Annotated in this window: 13 protein-coding genes; 6 read left to right on the forward strand and 7 right to left on the reverse strand. The window is 66.9% G+C overall.

Features of this window, described 5'->3' with window-relative positions:
- Positions 1–106: 106 nt before the first annotated feature.
- Entirely contained in the window at positions 107–544 is a 438-nt protein-coding gene (locus AB7M35_RS04840; RefSeq protein WP_453957705.1) for a hypothetical protein, read from the reverse strand.
- Between AB7M35_RS04840 and AB7M35_RS04845 the strand changes: the two genes are divergently transcribed.
- Both AB7M35_RS04845 and AB7M35_RS04850 read left to right on the forward strand, forming a co-directional pair.
- Positions 537–2,468: a lytic transglycosylase domain-containing protein gene (locus AB7M35_RS04845; RefSeq protein WP_453957706.1), complete on the forward strand. Its 1,932-nt coding sequence runs from the start codon at positions 537–539 to the stop codon at positions 2,466–2,468. The genes AB7M35_RS04840 and AB7M35_RS04845 overlap by 8 nt on opposite strands.
- A 261-nt stretch (positions 2,469–2,729) precedes the next feature.
- Entirely contained in the window at positions 2,730–3,647 is a 918-nt protein-coding gene (locus AB7M35_RS04850) for an alpha/beta fold hydrolase (RefSeq protein ID WP_453957707.1), read from the forward strand.
- A 95-nt stretch (positions 3,648–3,742) separates the two neighbouring features.
- Here the strand turns inward: AB7M35_RS04850 and AB7M35_RS04855 are convergent, their stop codons facing one another.
- The 6 genes from AB7M35_RS04855 to AB7M35_RS04880 all read right to left on the reverse strand — a co-directional run bounded on the left by AB7M35_RS04855 (position 3,743) and on the right by AB7M35_RS04880 (position 12,789).
- Positions 3,743–4,444, reverse strand: a complete 702-nt coding sequence (locus AB7M35_RS04855) for a BON domain-containing protein (RefSeq protein WP_453957708.1) — start codon at positions 4,442–4,444, stop codon at positions 3,743–3,745.
- A gap of 405 nt (positions 4,445–4,849) precedes the next feature.
- The gene (locus AB7M35_RS04860) at positions 4,850–6,034 is read right to left on the reverse strand and encodes a porin (RefSeq protein ID WP_453957709.1); all 1,185 of its coding nucleotides are present in this window, start codon (positions 6,032–6,034) and stop codon (positions 4,850–4,852) included.
- 661 nt (positions 6,035–6,695) lie between these two features.
- Positions 6,696–7,928: a porin gene (locus tag AB7M35_RS04865; RefSeq protein WP_453957710.1), complete on the reverse strand. Its 1,233-nt coding sequence runs from the start codon at positions 7,926–7,928 to the stop codon at positions 6,696–6,698.
- Positions 7,929–8,443: 515 nt separating this feature from the next.
- Positions 8,444–9,619 (reverse strand): porin, encoded by a 1,176-nt coding sequence (locus tag AB7M35_RS04870; RefSeq protein ID WP_453957711.1) that lies wholly within the window; start codon positions 9,617–9,619, stop codon positions 8,444–8,446.
- Positions 9,620–9,894: 275 nt separating this feature from the next.
- Positions 9,895–11,064, reverse strand: coding sequence for a porin (locus AB7M35_RS04875; RefSeq protein WP_453957712.1), 1,170 nt, complete (start codon positions 11,062–11,064; stop codon positions 9,895–9,897).
- A gap of 492 nt (positions 11,065–11,556) precedes the next feature.
- A complete protein-coding gene (locus AB7M35_RS04880) occupies positions 11,557–12,789 on the reverse strand; it encodes a porin (protein WP_453957713.1) in 1,233 nt (410 codons plus the stop codon).
- Between the two features lie 364 nt (positions 12,790–13,153).
- Here AB7M35_RS04880 and AB7M35_RS04885 point away from each other — a divergent pair, with 364 nt between their 5' ends.
- The 4 genes from AB7M35_RS04885 to AB7M35_RS04900 all read left to right on the forward strand — a co-directional run bounded on the left by AB7M35_RS04885 (position 13,154) and on the right by AB7M35_RS04900 (position 17,955).
- Complete coding sequence (locus AB7M35_RS04885; protein ID WP_453957714.1) at positions 13,154–14,428, forward strand: acetylornithine deacetylase/succinyl-diaminopimelate desuccinylase family protein; 1,275 nt, start codon at positions 13,154–13,156, stop codon at positions 14,426–14,428.
- Between the two features lie 197 nt (positions 14,429–14,625).
- Positions 14,626–16,110 carry an ABC transporter substrate-binding protein gene (locus tag AB7M35_RS04890; RefSeq protein ID WP_453957715.1) on the forward strand — a complete coding sequence of 495 codons (1,485 nt, stop codon included), beginning with the start codon at positions 14,626–14,628 and terminating at the stop codon, positions 16,108–16,110.
- 31 nt (positions 16,111–16,141) lie between these two features.
- Positions 16,142–17,092: an ABC transporter permease gene (locus AB7M35_RS04895; RefSeq protein WP_453957716.1), complete on the forward strand. Its 951-nt coding sequence runs from the start codon at positions 16,142–16,144 to the stop codon at positions 17,090–17,092.
- Positions 17,089–17,955 carry an ABC transporter permease gene (locus AB7M35_RS04900; protein WP_453957717.1) on the forward strand — a complete coding sequence of 289 codons (867 nt, stop codon included), beginning with the start codon at positions 17,089–17,091 and terminating at the stop codon, positions 17,953–17,955. The genes AB7M35_RS04895 and AB7M35_RS04900 overlap by 4 nt, the downstream gene beginning before the upstream one ends.
- Position 17,956: the final 1 nt, after the last annotated feature.

The raw sequence follows: 17,956 nt of genomic DNA on the forward strand, positions 1-17,956 counted from the left end.
TTTTCTCCGGATACGGAATTTTCACCACCTTCGCATAGGAGAAGGTGAGACTCCGGCAGCGACCGCGACCTCACCAGGTTGTCAGGTTGACGCGGTACAATCGCTGCTAAAGTGGGTGCGGGGCGCCGACAAACAGGTTTGGCATGCAGTTTTCAAGAACGTGGCGGATCTCGCTGGCAGCGGCGGCAGCGACGACTGCGGTCGGGATGGAAGCGCCGGTGGCGGCGCCGCTCGGCATGATGCCGCTCGCGTCCTCGCAGGCGCTCGCGCCGCGCCAGCCGGTCACGTTGACCGCGGGCATTCCTGCGGCGAATCCGGCGCGCGACGACGCGGCCGCGCCGGCGGCGTCGAGGCCGCGCACCGACGCGCCCGCATCCATCATCCTTGCCCAGGCGCCGGTTCCGAAGGCACGCCCGCTGCGCTCCGGCGGGGGCGGCTCCGCTTTCGCCAGCGCTCCGGCCGCCCAGTCCGCGCCCGTCGCAGCCGCGGCCCCGCCGGCGCCCGCCTCCACCGCGGCGCGCACCGGCGCGCCGACGGTGGCCACCAGCCCGTCGTTCTCGGCCTACGCCCGCAAGTCGGGAACGCTCAAGGACGCCCTCGACGCGCTGCGCCGCGACGACTATTCGACCACCTTCGCCTATCGCAACGGCCTGTCCGATCCGCTCGACCGGAAAATCGTCGACTTCGCCCTCGCCCGCTCAGGGTCGCCCGAGGTGACCTCCGGGATGATCGCGGAGTACGCCGCATCGGCGCCCGGCTGGCCCGAGCCGGACCTCATCCGCTCGAACGCCGAAGAAGCGCTCTATCGCGAGAAGCCGCCGGCCAACGAGGTCATCCGCACGTTCTCGTCTTCGCCGCCGATCTCGACGCCTGGCGCCATCATCTACGCACGGGCCCTGTTGGCAACGGGCGACAGCGGACGGGCGGCGAGTGTCATCCGGCCGGTCTGGCACGACAAGCGGATGAGCAGCGGCTACCAGAAGCAGATCCTGAGCGAGTTCTCGGGCCTGCTGCGGGCCGACGATCACATGCAGCGCGCCGAGATGCTTCTCTACCGCGACCAGCTGAGCGAAGCGGAAGCGCTGAAGCCGTACGTGTCCGACGGGGATCGCGCCTACATCGACGCGCGCGCGGCGGTTGCCCGCAGCGCCGGGGATGCCGCGGCGAAGCTCTCCCGCGTGCCGGGCTCGGCCCGCAACCGGCCGGGCTACATGTTTGCCCAGATCGCCTACAACCGGCGCCAGGAGAACTACCGCGAGGCGGCTGCGCTGCTGCAGAGGTCGCCCCGCAGCCAGTCCGCCCTGATCAATCCCGACGAATGGTGGGTGGAGCGGCGCATCGTGTCGCGCGGGCTCATCGAGGAAGGCGACCCGCGCACGGCCTACGCGCTCGTCGCCGCGCATTCCGCCGAATCGCCCCGCTTCGAGGCGGAGGCCGAATTCCACGCCGGCTGGTACGCGCTGCGCTACCTGAACGATCCGCGCCGGGCTGCCGCCCATTTCGACCGCATCGAGAAGCTCGGCACCACGCCGATCACCCTCTCCCGCGCCTACTACTGGCAGGGCCGCGCGGCGGAAGCCGCCGGAAACGGCGGTCGCGCGCGCTCCTACTACCAGAAGGCGGGCCGCTACGGCATGACCTATTACGGCCAGCTCGCCCGCGAGAAGCTCGGCCAGAACACGGCCGGCGTCGGCCGTCCGGCGCACGCCAGCATCGGCGACACCGCGGCCTTCACGCGCAACGACCAGGTCGTGGCGATCAACCGGCTCATCGCCACCGGCCATGCCCACCGCACGTGGCCGCTGTTCGACAATCTGTCGGAAACGCTGACGACGCCGGGCCAGATCGCCCTGCTGTCCGAACTCGCCAACCGTGCCGGGCTGCCCCACGTGGCGCTGCTGGTCTCCAAGGAAGGGCTGAACCGGGGTCTCGATGTCGGCGGCCTTGCCTTCCCCATCGAGGGCATCCCACAGTCGACCCGCATGCCGGCCGGGCTCGACCGCGCCGTGGTCTATTCGATCGCGCGCCAGGAGAGCACCTTCAACACCGGCGCCGTGAGCCCCGCGGGCGCGCTGGGCCTGCTCCAGCTCATGCCGGGAACGGCGAAGGCCACGGCCCGCAATCTCGGGCTTGCCTACCAGCCGAGCAAGCTCACCAGCGACGCCTCCTACAACGCGACGCTCGGCGCCGCGCACCTGCAGGAGCTGATCGACGAGTTCAACGGCTCCTACGTGCTGACCTTCGCCGCCTACAACGCGGGACGCAGCCGCGCCTACGAGTGGGTCCGCCGCTTCGGCGACCCGCGCGACCCGCGCGTCGACGCCATCGACTGGGTCGAATCGATCCCGTTCACCGAGACGCGCAACTATGTTCAGCGCGTCATGGAGAACGTGCAGGTCTATCGCGAGCGTCTCGGAAGCGGACGTCTGACCATCAGCGAAGATCTGAAGCGCGGCCGGCCGGGCTAGGCCGTCCTGCCGCGCAGACGGCACCCACCCGAACGGCAAACGCGCCCGACATGGCATTGATTTAAAAGACATTTCCTGGCCGAGAGACACCACAGGCCGATCGGCGAAGGCGCGGGGCGACGGGCCCGCCGCGCGGTTCGCCGGGCGCTCCCGGCCAGGCACAATCTGCCCGGATGGGCTTTGACAACGCCGGCCTTTCTGCGATCACCTGATCACCGACCATATCCCCTAGCGGGTCCTGCCCCTGACGGAGACGCGGCGATGACGAGCGACCCGAGCAAGGGTGCATGGACCGAACTCACCTGGTCCGGCGGCGACGGAACGCCCCTGTTCGCGCGCGACTATGCACCGACGCGGGCAACGACCCTGCCGCCGGTGGTCTGCCTGCCGGGGCTGACGCGCAACAGCCGCGACTTCGATCTGCTGGCCCGCTACCTCTCTCAGCGCGCCCCCCGCGCCCGTCGGGTCATCGCCATGGATTTCCGTGGTCGCGGACGCTCCGGCTATGCCTCCTGGCAGACCTACACGCCGCAGACCGAGCTGGACGACACGCTCCGGGGGCTTGACGCCGCCGGCATCACCAAGGCCGCCTTCATCGGCACGTCGCGGGGCGGCCTGGTGATGATGGGCATGGCCGTGACCGCCATCGACCGCATGACGGCAGCGGTCCTCAACGACATCGGTCCCCGCATCACCCGCGAGGGCCTTGCCCGGATCGCCGGCTACGTGGGCGAAGAAAGCCCGGCCGACTGGGACGAGGCGATCGCCGCCCTGAAGGCCTCGCAATCGACCGCCTTCCCGACGCTGGCGGAGGATGAATGGCGGCGCTTTGCCGGCCAGGTCTTCCGCGAAGACGACGGGCGTCCGGTCTACGACTACGACCCGGCGATGAAACAGGCATTCGAGGCATTCAGCCCCGATTCGCCGCTCCCGGATCTCTGGCCGGCCTTCTACGCGCTGCGCGCGGTGCCCGTCATGGTGATCCGCGGCGGCCTCTCCGACATCCTGTCCACGGCAACGCTCGAGGCGATGCGACAGTCCCATCCGAGGCTGAGCCCGCACCTGGTGCCGGATCAGGGCCATGCGCCGCTTCTCTGGGACATCCCGACCCAGCAGCGGATCGCCGAGTTCCTCATGGCCGCCGACGAACGGCGCTGGCCGCCACGGTTCAGCGACTGAACGGCCCTCAGAGGCAATAAAAAAGGGCGGCCCAGAAAGCCGCCCCAATCCATTGATCCAGAAAGCGTTTTGCTCCCGAAGTCGGGGCACGGAACCTACTGCGAGGCAGGCGCGGCTTCCCCGGACGGGGTGCCACCGTCGCCGGCCGCGGCCGCGTCGGGCTTGGTCACGTTCTCCGAGGCCAGGGTGTAGCCCTGCGGGACCGTGATGCCGCCGCCGCCGGTGAGCGCCTCGTAGTCGTCTTCGTCGTTGGCGACACCTTCCACCTTCACGACCGTACCGTCGATCGACGCCGTGCCGGAGGAGAGAAGCTCGGCCGCGCTGATGGTCGTCTCGGCAGCCGTCTCGAAACCGGCCGGCGCGCCGCTCGCCGCCGACAGCCCGGAATCGTCCAGTCCCGACGGGAAGGTCGACGCCAGTTCTTCCTTGATTCGCGTCACTGCCGGCGTGCTCGGGAGATAACCCCGCACGATCGTGCGGTCGCCGTCGCGTGCGATGGCGAAGCCATAGGGTGACGCGGCGGCCAGAACCTCGGTCTCGTCGGTGACCTCGCGCACGCCGGGCGTCGACCGCACCACCGTGAGCGCCTTGTCATGCTCCTCCCGCGAGGCGGCCCCGCCGGAGAGCCGCACGTCGCGGCCCGTCACCTCGGTCTCGACCCAGCCGATGCCCTCGGCGGCAAGCCGGTCGCCGACCCGGACGGCGAGCTCCGTATCGGTCGCGGCCCGATCCCCCACCGACCCGACGACGACCAGGACCACGATGGTGACGATCGCCGCGACCACCCAACGAAACATGAGACCACTCCCCAGCTGAACCACTGCCGAACTTGAACGGGACCCTATCCTAGACCCTTTCGAAGTGCAGCCAAATTTGGACGGCCCGCACCCTCCCGAGCGCGAGATATTCACCGAAGTTGCCCCGGTTTCGCCCCCGAGGCCGCGCTCTCAGGGCGCGCGGCGGCACAAAAGGCCCGACGGTTGCCCCGTCGCGGGCCGAGAGACCGCGTTTCGGGCGGTCGTACGGCCCCCCAAAAACGCAAATGGCTCCCGAGAGGGAGCCGAGGCGGAAGGCGGTGGCGACGTTCGATCGGCGGAACAGCCGCGATCGGTGTGCGCCGGAAGCGGGATCCACCCGCACAAAAGAAAGGACCCGGCGGTTGCCCGCCGGGTCCCTCAGGAAGATCCGAAGATCAACCGGTATTAGAAGGTGCGCTGCACGCGGAAGGCACCAACCCAGTAGCTGTCGTCGTCCACGCCCGAAGCCGGCTTGGCGTCGAGGTAGCGGTAGTCGACTTCGACGCCCAGGAGGAGACCCGAAACCGGGGTCCAGGTGACGTTGCCCTGAAGGTCGTAGTTCTTGAAGTCGAGACCCGAGGCAGCGTCGTTCTGGTAGTCGAGGTAACCAGCCTGGATGGCGGCACCGACCGACGGCGTGAAGTTGAAGCCGAAGCCACCCGACACGCTCCAAGCGGAGGAGAGCTCGAGGTCGCCCGAGGCATCAAGCACCGCGTCAACGAACGAACCCGTCGGGAACGTCGTGGAGGACGAGGCGTAAGCAACGGCACCGCGGGTGTAGGCACCCGACAGGTTGGCGGTCACGCCAGCGCCGAACGGCAGGTTGAACTTCACGCCACCGCCGACGCCGTAGCCGACTTCGCTATCCGGCGTGGTGCCGAAGGAGTTGTAGCCCGGCCACACCTGGTGCAGAGCACCCATGACCTGAGCAGAACCCCACCCCTGGTCGATGCGAAGGTTCGCGACCAGATCCGGGTACTTCGTTCCGCCGTAACCCGGGGCATAGCCACCGATGTCCGTGCGACGCTCTTCGGCGCTTTCCAGCGACAGCGAGGCGGAGAAGCCGTTGCCGAACGCGAAGGTGTAAGCGGCGAGGTTCTGACGCTGGTCGGAGACCTGCGGGGTGTAGAAGAACGCCCAGGTCGGGTAAGCCACGAAGTCGTAGAACGACTGCGTACGACCGAAGGTGAAGCCGCCGAACTGGATGAACGAGTTCCAGAGGGTCAGGCCGGTCGAACCACCCGGGGAGTCATAGGTGATCCAGAATTCGTTGTAGGCACGCAGCAGGCCGAACTCGGTGTTGGTGCGCGAGTCCATGTAGATGTAGCCGCGGGCACGGAACTGGGTGTTGTTCGTGTCACGATAGTGACCAGCCGCATTCGAGTTGCCGTAGCGGTATTCAGCACGAACACGACCACGAACCGAAAGGCAGGTGTCGGTGCCCGGGATGTAGTAGAAGCCCGCACCGAACGCGTCGCAGACGCGGACGTAATCGATCGGCTCCGGAGCGACCGGCAGATCGGCGGCCTGGGCCCCAGTAACTGCCAGCACGCCGGCAGCGGTACCGAAGAGAATGCTCTTCATATTCATGTCCTGACCTCCAAGCTTGTCAGATAAGAGACTGACCTAATTGACCCAAAGACTGCGGCCGTTGGTTTCAATCGGCCTATCCCTGATCGACCCGAGTTACCGTTGTTGAAACTTCGTGTTTCGTTGTCGGCTCCCAAGTCACTCCCGGCCAGCGACCGGTTGCAGGGTGACCATATCGATTAGGCCTGCCGGTTCAATCGCAACCATGCGTTCGGAGCCTTTCCCGACCCGCATTTGGAAACCGCTGTTGCATCGACGACACAATCGGGGTGCCGGAGGCCCTCGGAAACCGCGATTCGAACGGTTCCGACCTCAGATTCTCTTAATAATCAATAAAGGATGGCCGGAAATGTCATCGGCCGCAGGGCGTTCGGCGAGAGGTGTGGCGCATTTGCACGCGGTTTCGCTGACTCGCGTCAACAGCCCTCTCGTAAGGCCGAATCCCGGCGCGTCTTGGTGCGGACGCGGATCGGTCCGGGCTTGCGCCGCGGATGGAAGGGAGGGAGGCGGCGGGGCTCCCGGGTCGGTGGCGCTGGGCGCGGCACCATGGAGATGGCCCCTTGAAGCGGGATGACCGGGTGGTTGCCGGCACACCCCGCTCCAGAAGGTCGGACGTCAGGTCCGCCGGGCTTTGGACCGTACGGCCCAAAGCCCTTGCGACTTAGAACGTGCGCTGGACGCGGAAGAGACCGGTCCAGATGCTGCCGTCCTCGTAGACGCTGTCGTCGGCGTCCACGTAGCGATACTCGATGGCCGGGCCCATGATCAGGCCTTCGACCGGCGACCAGACGATCTGGCCCTGGGCATCGTAGTTCTTGAAGTCGTTCAGCGGATTGGCGTCGTTGGAGTAGTCGAGGTAGCCACCCGCAACCGCGACCTGCAGGGTCGGCGTGACGGCGAAGCCGAAACCACCCGAAACGGTCCACGCTTCGGAGAGCTCCAGATCACCCGTCGAATCCAGCGCGGCGTCGTATCCGCCGTTGCCGCCGGTGTAGCCGAACGCATTGCCCGGACCGGTGGAGCTGGAGGTCGCGTAGGCGTAGGCGCCCTTCGTGTACGCACCCTGCAGGTTGACCGTGGCGCCCGCCACGAACGGCAGGTTCACCTTCACGCCACCGCCGACGGCCCAGCCGACTTCGCTATCCGGCGTCGTGCCGACGGAGTTGTACGCCGGCCAGACCTGGTGCAGGGCACCCATGAGCTGGGCGGAACCCCACCCCTGGTCGATGCGAAGGTTCGCAACCAGGTCCGGGTACTTGGTGCCGCCATAGCCCCAGCCTTCGATGTCGCTGCGGCGATCGTCGGCGCTTTCCACCGACAGCGAGGTCGAGAAGCCGTTGCCGAACGCAAACGTGTAGGCGGCAAGGTTCTGGCGCTGGTCGGAGAGCTGCGGCGTGAACACCGAAGCCCAGGTCGGGTAGGAAACGAAGTCGTAGAACGACTGGGTGCGACCGAAGGTGAAGCCGCCGAACTGGACGAACGAGTTCCAGAGCGTGAGCGAGGAGCCGCCGCCGTTCCCGTTGAAGCCGAACAGGCCGGAGGAATCGTAGGTCACCCAGATTTCGTTGTACGCGCGCAGCAGGCCGTATTCGGTGTTCGTGCGCGAGTCCATGTAGATGTAGCCGCGCGAACGGAACTGCGACGAGTTCATGTCCCGCCAGTGGGCACCGTAGTTCTGCGCCAGCTCGCTCTCGCCGATGCGATACTCGGCGCGGACACGGCCGCGGACCGACAGGCAGGTGTCGGTACCGGGGATATAATAGAAGCCCGCACCGAAGGCGTCGCAGACGCGGACGTAGTCGAGGGGTTCAGGGGCCACCGGCAGGTCGGCCGCATAGGCGGCCGGAACCGCCAGAAGACCACCCGCGGCACCCAGAAGGATGCGTTTCAACATGATTGGGAACTCCAAGCTCCGTCCCTGACCGGGACGTTGACCAGTTACGCATGGCCCACCGCGATGGGCCGCCACTCCTTAGAGGCGCGACGTACGCGCCCCTGCCGGGCATTCACCGGCCCGGTCGCCCAAAACTGTATCGAAGATGTCGAAGTCGCCTATGACCAAAATATCACAGTAAATTCTAGATGACGGTCGGAAAATATATCCAAAAACCGGTTGGAATTTCCGAGAGCACGCAGACACGCGGATTCCCAAGCGAATCCGAGAGATTCATATGATTTCCGACCAGCAAACGGAAACGCGGTCAGACATCGAATACTGCAAATATCGACGATGGAATATTTTTCTGTCCAGACGTCTCTTTGAGTTCCTGCCACCAACTTGCCGTACTTTGACCACGCGAAGGCCCGGTCTGGCCACGCGAGGGTCCGACTCATGACAAAAGGGCGAGGGGGTTGGCCCCTCGCCCTTTCGCAAGCGTTCAGACGTCAGGAAAGAAGGGAGCGCCGCCCTCAGAAGGTGCGCTGAACCCGGAAGTCCCCCGCCCAGACGCTGCCGTCCTCGTAGAGGGACGACGATGCGTCCACGTAGCGGTAGTCGACCTCCACACCCAGCAGCAGGCCGGCCACCGGCGACCAGGTCAGGTTGCCCTGCAGGTCGTAGTTCTTGAAGTCGCCATCGGCCCAGGCATCGTTCTGGAAGTCCAGGTAGCCACCCATCACGTGCGCCGCGACGCTGGGCGTCAGGTCGAACGCGAAGCCGCCGGACAACGACCAGGCGGTGGAGAGGTCCAGATCGCCGGCCGAATTGAGGTAGGCGTCATAGACGTCGCCGGTCGGGCTCTGGGGCTGAGACGACACGTAGTCGACCGCTCCCTGGGAGTAGCTGCCCTGGAAGTTGATGCTGGCGCCCGATCCGAACGGCAGATTGACGGTCGCACCGGCGCCCGCAACCCAGCCGAGTTCGCTGTCGGGCGTCGCGCCCAACGCATTGTAGCCCGGCCAGACCTGGTGCAGCGCACCCATCACCTGGGCGGAGCCCCATCCCTGGTCGATCCGGACGTTGGCGACGAGGTCGGGATACTTGGTGCCGCCGTAGTCCGGCGCGTAGCCGCCGATCCCGGTGCGGCGGACGTCGCTCGTCTCGATGGCCAGCGTGCTGGAGACGCCGTTGCCGAAGGCATAGGTGTAGGCGGCGACGGCCGTCTTGGTGTCGTCGACGCTCGGGACCCAGGCGAAGGCGAAGGTCGTGTACTCCAGGAAGTCGTAGAACGACTGCGTCTTGCCGAAGGTGAAGCCGCCGAACTGCACGAAGGCATGCTCCAGCGAGAGGCTCGTGGACCCGGGGCTGTCGATGGTCAGGCGCACCTCGTTGTAGGCGCGCAGCAGGCCGAACTCGGTGTTGGTGCGCGAGTCCATGTAGATGTACCCGCGGGCCCGGAAGCTCGTGGAATTGTAGTCGCGCGCGTGATCGGCGTACTCGCTGGCGAAGTAGCGGTACTCGGTGCGGATTCGACCGCGGACGGAGATGCACGTGTCCGTGCCCGGGATGTAGTAGAAGCCGGCGCCGAACGCATCGCAGACGCGCACGTAGTCGATCGGCTCCGGCGCGACCGGCAGATCCGCGGCCTGCGCCGCGGTCGACAAGAGAAAGCCGGCCCCAAGGCCGGCGACAAGACACTTGATCATCAACACACCACTCCTTCGGCTCCACCGGGGAACACGCGTTCAATGCCTGAACCATCGCGTGTCGCGGCGGCCTGGATACGGACCTGCGAAAGCCCTCGGACAGCCTTCGGCTCGACCAGACGCTAGCAATCCTACATGACGATTCGTGCGCGTGGCTGTCGTCGGCGTGTCGCGGCGCGCGCAAACGAGAAAGCCCGCCGTCGCCGGCGGGCTTTCCGTAGCGCTTGCGATGTGGTTGCGGAGGGCCGGTCGGCGCCCTCCCCCATCCACGGGTTCTAGAAGGTGCGCTCGGCGCGGAAGTAGGAAACCCAGAGGTCCTCGTCGCTGAAGCCGGACGCGGCGTCCACATCGACGTAGCGGTATTCCACGCCGACGCCGAACAGCAGCCCGTCGACCGGCGTCCAGGACACGTTGCCCTGCAGGTCGTAGTTCTTGAAGTCGTTCGCCGATGCCGCGTCGTTCTTGTAGTCGAGGTAGCCGCCCTGGATCGCCGCGCTCACCGTCGGGGTGAAGGCGAAGCCGAAGCCGCCCGACATCGACCAGGCCGAGGTCAGCTCGAGATCGCCGGCCGTATCCAGGACCGCGTCCTCGATGTCCGGACCGTCGGCCGAAGACGTGGCATACGCCACCGCGCCGCGGGTGTAGGCGCCCGACAGGTTGGCGGTCACGTCGGTGCCGAACGGCAGGTTCACGCTCACGCCGCCGCCGACGGCGAAGCCGAGCTCGCTGTCCGGCGTGGTGCCGAAGGCATTGTATGCCGGCCAGACCTGATGGAGCGCGCCCATGACCTGCGCCGAGCCCCACCCCTGGTCGATGCGCACGTTGGCGACGAGGTCAGGATACTTGGTGCCGCCGTAGCCGATCCCGTCGATGCCGACCCGGCGCTCTTCCGCGCTTTCCAGCGACAGCGTCGTGGAGAAGCCCTGGCCGAAGGCGAAGGTATAGGCCGCAAGGTTCTGGCGCTGGTCGGAGAGCTGCGGGGTGAACACCGACGCATAGGTCGGATAGGCGACGAAGTCGTAGAAGGACTGGGTGCGACCGAAGGTGAACCCGCCGAACTGGATGAAGGAGTTCTCCAGATCGATGGCCGTGCCACCCGGCGAATCGTAGGTCACGTAGATTTCGTTGTAGGCGCGCAGCAGGCCGAACTCGGTGTTGGTACGCGAGTCCATATAGATGTAGCCGCGGGCGCGGAACTGGGTGGAGTCCTCGTCGCGGGAATGGGTGAAGGGATCGGCGTCGAAGTAGCGATACTCGGCGCGGACACGGCCGCGGACCGAGATGCAGGTGTCCGTGCCGGGGATATAGTAGAAGCCCGCGCCGAAGGCGTCGCAGACGCGGACGTAATCGATCGGCTCCGGCGCGACCGGCAGGTCGGCGGCCTGGGCCGAGGAAACCGCCAGGACTCCGGCGGCAGATGCCAGCAGAACGGATTTTACGGACATCACGAATCTCCAAGGGGAACGTCGCCGTGACGCGACGGCCGGTTGATGCTGCTTTCGGATCAGTTGGAGTGGCGTGTTCTTCTTTCGGCGCGGGAAGGAAGGATCGGCGCCGATGGTCCGGAGGAATGCCCCAACTGACCGGTTGCGAACGAGACTATGCATCCGGCCGCGCACCTCAATCCCGAAATGCTGCAACGCACCGGGCTGACGACGCATTCCTGCGTCCATGTGACGAAATAACAACAACTTAAAACTGTTCAAGTTCCCGATTGGGCATGAACACTTTTAGAGTTTCTAAAATTACTTTTTTGCGCTGCAGTAATATGAAAATCACGGAAGCATTTATCGCTTCATGCGTCGACCTTCACGCACGTTTACGACAGATCAACTTGACAAGAAAATGGCCCCGCCGGAGATCCAGCGGGGCCACACCATTCAAGTCGACTGTCGTTGTACGATGAGCGGGCGCGTGCGCCCGGTCACGAGAGTGGACTAGAACGTACGCTCGGCGCGGAAATAGCCAGCGTAGGCATTGGCCGACGGCGCAGCCGCCTCGTTCGGGTCGACGTAGCGATATTCGACGCCGACGCCCATCTCGAAGCCGGAGATGTTACCCGGCGAATAGGTCACGTCGCCCTGGAGGTCGACGTTGGAGAACGAGTTGTTCCCGTCGACCTGGTCTTCCTGGTTGAAGTAGGCGCCCTGGACGGCGAAGCCGATCTCCGGGCTCACCTGGGTGCCCATGCCGCCCGAAACCGACCAGGCCTGCGTCGTCTCGATGTCCTGGGTCGCCGAGTTGTAGGTGGCGTCGGTCGCCTCGACGAGGAAGCCGCGCGGCGAATAGAACCCGGTGATGTCGGAGGACGCGTAGTCGGTGGCGCCCTGGGCGTAGGTGCCGGTCAGGTTCATCTGCGTGTTCACGCCGAACGGCAGGTTGACCACCACGCCCGCGCCGCCGGCGAAGCCGACCTTGCTGGAGGCCGTCGGGCCGCCCGAGTTGTAGCCCGGCCAGACCTGGTGCAGGGCACCCATGAGCTGCGCGGAACCCCAGCCCTGGTCGACGCGCATGTTGGCGACGAGATCCGGGTACTTGGTGCCGCCGTAGCCGATCCCGTAGTCGCCGCCGATCGAGGTGCGGCGCTCTTCCGCGTCTTCGATCGACACCGACGTGGAGAAGCCGTTGCCGAAGGCGAAGGTGTAGGCCGCGTGGTTGATCTTCTGGTCGGACAGCTGCGGGGTGAACACCGAGGCATAGGTGGAATAGTTGGCGAAGTCGTAGAACGACTGGCCGCGACCGAAGGTGAAGCCGCCGAACTGGATGTAGGCGTCATCCATCGTCAGGTCGGTGCCGCCACCGTTGTCGTTGGTGAAGTAGATGTTCGTGTAGGTGCGCAGCAGGCCGAATTCGGTGTTGGTGCGCGAGTCCATGTAGACATAGGCGCGCGCCCGGAACTCGGTGCTGTCGAAGTTGCGGTCGTGGACATCGTTGCCGCTGCCGGCGCGGAAGCTGCGGTCGTAGTCGAACACCCGGTATTCCGCGCGGACGCGGCCGGCCAGGTTGAGGCAGGTGTCGGTGCCCGGGATGTAGTAGAAGCCGGCGCCGTACGCGTCGCAGACCCGAACGTAGTCGAGCGGCTCCGGAGCGACCGGCAGATCGGCGGCGTTGGCGCCCGTGGCGCAGGCGACGGTCGCCGCGGCGCTCAGCATCAGGATGTTGGTCTTCATAGTCTTAACTCCAAGCTCATGGTTGCAGACGGTGGACCGGCCGCTGGTCGCCTAGACGCCTCAGTGTTTTTTTGGGCTCATCCGACCGACCCGGTTTTCCGGATCGGCACAGGTCGAACACATGAGCCATGCTGCGTATCTCGCGCCGTTATGGTTAACAGTTCCTAACCAAACGGCCCCCGAACGCCCCGATTGAGCGGATTTTCGAAGGTTTTCGTTAACTCTGTTGGGCCCGTTGCAGACAGGACACGGCGACAGCGCCGCCCCCGCCGGGCTTCCCCGTTTCAAGCGCCCGTCCCCTTCGGCTAGACTGGGGTCCCTGCCCGACGGTTCTCGTCTAGGTCCCTGAGTCGCGGACGATTCGATGCTCGAGACGCTTCACTCCCGAATCGCCAGCAAGCGCGACGATCTGGTCGCGCTGACGTGCGCCCTCGTCGCGATTCCCACCGTCAATCCGCCGGGCGACGCCTACACGCCCTGCGCCGAACTGCTCGGCGAACGGCTGCGCCGGCGCGGCTTCGAGGTCGCCTACATCCGCGGCCACGACACGCCCGGCGACAGCGACCGGTATCCGCGCGTCAACGTCGTCGCCCGGCGCGAAGGCAGCCGGCCGGGTCCGTGCGTGCACTTCAACTCCCACATCGACGTCGTCTCCGCCGGGCACGGATGGTCGACCCAGCCGTTCGAGCCGGTGGTGCGCGACGGCCGGATCTACGGGCGCGGCACCTGCGACATGAAAGGCGGGCTCGCCGCCTCGGTGATCGCCGTCGAGGCGCTGATCGAGGCGTTCCCCGACCTGCCCGGCACGCTGGAGATCTCCGGCACGGTCGACGAGGAATCGGGCGGCTTCGGCGGCGTCGCCCATCTTGCCCGCAACGGCTTCTTCTCCCGGCCGAGGGTCGACCACGTCATCATCCCCGAGCCGCTCAACAAGGACCGCATCTGCCTCGGCCACCGCGGCGTCTGGTGGGCCGAGATCGAGACGGAGGGGCGGATCGCCCACGGCTCGATGCCCTTCCTGGGCGATTGCGGCGTGCGCCACATGGCGGCCGTGCTCGGCGCCTTCGAGGCGGAGCTCTTTCCGGCGCTCGCCGGCCGGCGCACGGAGATGCCGATCGCGCCGGAGGGCGCGCGGCGCTCCACGCTGAACATCAACTCCATCCACGGCGGCCTCGACGAGGACTACGAGGGGCTGCCGAGCGCCTGCGTGCCGGATTCATGCCGGCTGGTGATCGACCGCCGCTTCCTGATCGAGGAGCCGATCGAGGCGGTGAAGGCGGAGGTGATCGGTCTCCTCGACCGGCTCGCGGCGACGCGCCCCGACTTCCGCTACTCCATCCGGGACCTGTTCGAGGCGCTGCCGACCATGACCGACAGGGACGCGCCGGTGGTGCTCGGCGTCGCCGAGGCGATCCGCGCGGTCCTCGGCAAGGATCCCGAGTACGTCATTTCGCCCGGCACCTACGACCAGAAGCACATCGCCCGCATCGGCCACCTGCACGACTGCATCGCCTACGGCCCGGGCATCCTGGATCTCGCGCACCAGCCGGACGAATACGTCGGCATCGACGACATGGTCGATTCGGCGAAGGTCATGGCGATGGCCGCACATGGGCTGTTGACCGCCGGCAGGGCCTGAGCACGAATAGACGCGGCCGGCCGGGGCACAGCTTCGCGCCGGCACGAGGATCGCCTTGAAGACCCGAGACCGGTTCGACGGCGCGTCCGCGCCAGGGCGAACAGTCCGGCTCCGGTCTTCCGACGCCTGAGCATGCCATCGCCGTCCGGGCCGGATCCGCCCGGACGCGATCCGATCCAGAGGAAGGATGAGCCGCGATGCGACGACCGTTCCACGCCCTTGCTACCGGCCTGGTGCTTGCCCTTGCCCTCTCCGGGCCGGCGCTCGCCCAGAAGACCACCGCAACCATCGGAATGCGGCTCGAGCCGCCCCATCTCGACCCCACCGCGGGTGCCGCGGCGGCCATCGACGAGGTGGTCTACCAGAACGTCTTCGAGGGTCTCACGCGCGTCGACGCGGACGGCACCGTCAAGCCGGGCCTCGCCGAGAGCTGGACCATCTCCGACGACGGCCTCACCTACACCTTCAAGCTTCACGACGGCGTCACCTTCCACGACGGCACCACCTTCGACGCCGAGGACGTGAAGTTCTCGTTCGAGCGCGCCAAGGCGGAGGATTCGACCAACGCCCAGAAGCGCATCTTCGAGCCGATCGACACGGTGACCGTCGTCGATCCGACCACCGTGGAGATCCATCTCTCGAAGCCTGCCGGCAGCTTCCTGTTCGACCTCGGCTGGGGCGACGCGGTGATCGTCGCGCCGGAGAGCGCCGAGACCGACAAGACCGACCCGGTCGGCACCGGCCCGTTCAAGTTCGTGCGCTGGGTGAAGGGCGACAGCGTGGTGCTGGAGCGCTTCGACGGCTACTGGGGCGAGCCCGCCAAGCTTGCCGGCGCGACGTTCAAGTTCGTCGGCGACCCGGCCGCCGCCCTCGCCGCCATGCTCGCCGGCGACCTCGACGCCTATCCGAGCTTCCCGGCGACCGAGAACCTGCCGCAGCTGGAAGCCGATCCCCGCTTCGACGTGGTCGTCGGCACCACCGAGGGCGAGACGATCCTCGCCATGAACAACCGCGACAAGCCGTTCTCCGACCTGAAGGTGCGCCAGGCGATCAGCCATGCGATCGACCGCCAGGCGGTGATCGATGGCGCGATGTTCGGCTACGGCACGCCCATCGGCTCCCACTTCGCGCCGCATCATCCGGCCTATGTGGACCTCACCGGCATGTACCCGTTCGACCTGGAGAAGGCGAAGGCGCTGCTGGCCGAGGCGGGATACGGGGACGGCTTCGAGGCGACCATGAAGCTGCCGCCGACCACCTACGCGCGGCGCAGCGGCGAAATCATCGCGTCCGACCTCGCCAAGATCGGCATCAAGGTGGAGATCATCCCGCTCGAATGGGCCCAGTGGCTGGAAGAGGTGTTCAAGGGCCACGACTTCGACATGACGATCATCTCGCACACCGAGCCGCTCGACATCGATATCTACGCCCGCGACGACTACTATTTCGGCTACGACAATCCCGAGTTCAAAGCGGTGATCGAGAAGCTGTCGTCGGAGGCCGACACCGATGCCCGCAACGCGCTCTACCGCCAGGCCCAGGAGATCATCGCCAAGGACGCGGTGAACGGCTTCCTGTTCCAGCTCCCCAAGGCCGGCGTCTGGAACAAGGACCTCAAGGGCCTGTGGGCCAACGCGCCGATCCAGGCCAACGACCTGACGGACGCCTACTGGGCGAAGTGACGGTCGTCCGGCAGCGGGAGCGAGCAGTCCCGTGCTCCTCTTCCTGATCCGCAGGCTCGGAGGCCTCGTCGCGACCATCCTGGTCGCGACGATGGTCGTCTTCGCGGTGCTGGAACTGCTGCCCGGCGACCCGGCGAGCCTGATGCTGGGCGTCAACGCCCAGCCCGACACCATCGCCGCGCTGCGCACCGAGCTCGGCCTCGATGCGCCGGCCCTGCTGCGCTACCTGCACTGGATCGGCGGGATGCTGACGGGCGATTTCGGCATCAGCTACACCTACCGCGTGCCGGTGGCCGGACTGATCGCCGACCGCGCGCTGGTGAGCCTGCCGCTGGCCGTGATGGCGTTGATCCTGTCCACGGCGATCGCCATTCCCCTCGGCACCGTCGCGGCCACCGCCCACAACCGCTGGCCCGACTCCGCGGTAATGGGGTTCGCACAGCTCGGCATCGCCATCCCCAATTTCTGGTTCGGCATCCTGCTGGTCTACCTGTTCGCCATCACGCTGCGCTGGGTTCCGGCCGGCGGGTTCGCGGGCTGGGACGCCGGACCGGGCGCCGCCCTCGGCTCGCTGCTGCTGCCGGCGGTGGCGCTCGCCCTGCCCCAGGCGGCGATCCTGGCGCGGGTGATGCGCTCCGCCCTGCTCGACGTGCTGCACGAGGACTACATGCGCACCGCGCGGGCGAAGGGCCTGCCCTTCTTGGCGACCGTCTGGCGACACGGCGTGCGCAACGCGCTGATCCCGGTGCTCACCATCCTCGGCCTGCAATTCGCCTTCCTGATCGCCGGCACGATCATCATCGAGAACGTCTTCTACCTGCCGGGCCTCGGACGGCTGATCTTCCAGGCCGTCGCCCAGCGCGACCTCGTCGTCGTACAGAGCCTGACCGTGCTCCTCGTCGCCACCGTGGTGATCGTCAACTTCCTGGTCGACCTCGCCTACGCGGCGGTCGACCCGCGCCTGCGGCTGGCCGGGCGATGAGCGACGCGAGCCTCCTCGCCACCTCCCGGCGCGGCCCGCTCGAGCGCGCCCTGCGCCACCCGTCCTTCCTGATCGGCGCGGTCATCACCGCCGTCCTGGTAGGTGCGGCGCTCCTGTCCCTCGTGTGGACGCCGTTTCCGGTGGCCGAGGTCGTCATCCGCGACCGGCTTCAGGCGCCCGGCCCCATCCACTGGCTCGGCACCGACGCGTTCGGCCGGGACGTCTTCTCCATGGTGCTGGTGGGGGCGCGGAACTCGCTCGGCGTGGCCGTGGTGGCCGTCGCCATCGGGCTTGGGATCGGCGTGCCGCTCGGGCTCGTCGCCGCGTCCGAAGGCGGCATCGTCGACGGCATCCTGATGCGCGGAAGCGACCTGGTGTTCGCCTTCCCCGCCCTGGTCACCGCCGTGATGATCACCGCGATCTTCGGGCCCGGCGCCATCAACGCCATCATCGCCATCGGGATCTTCAACATTCCCGTCTTCGCGCGGGTCACGCGCGGCGCCGCCCGCTCGCTGTGGGGCCGGGAATTCGTGCTGGCCGCCCGCGTCGCCGGCAAGACGCCGGCGCGGATCACCGTCGAGCACATCCTGCCCAACGTCGCGAGCCTGATCATCGTCCAGGGGACCATCCAGTTCGCGCTGGCGATCCTCGCCGAGGCCGGCCTCTCCTATGTGGGTCTCGGCACCCAGCCGCCGATGCCGAGCTGGGGCAAGATGCTCGCCGACGCGCAGACGCTGATGACTATCGCGCCGTGGCTGGCGATCGTGCCGGGGCTTGCCATCGTCGCCTCGGTGCTCGGCCTCAACCTCCTCGGCGACGGCCTGCGCGACGTCCTCGATCCGCGTCTCGACCGGGAACGATAGG

This window comes from Amorphus suaedae (genome assembly GCF_053629675.1).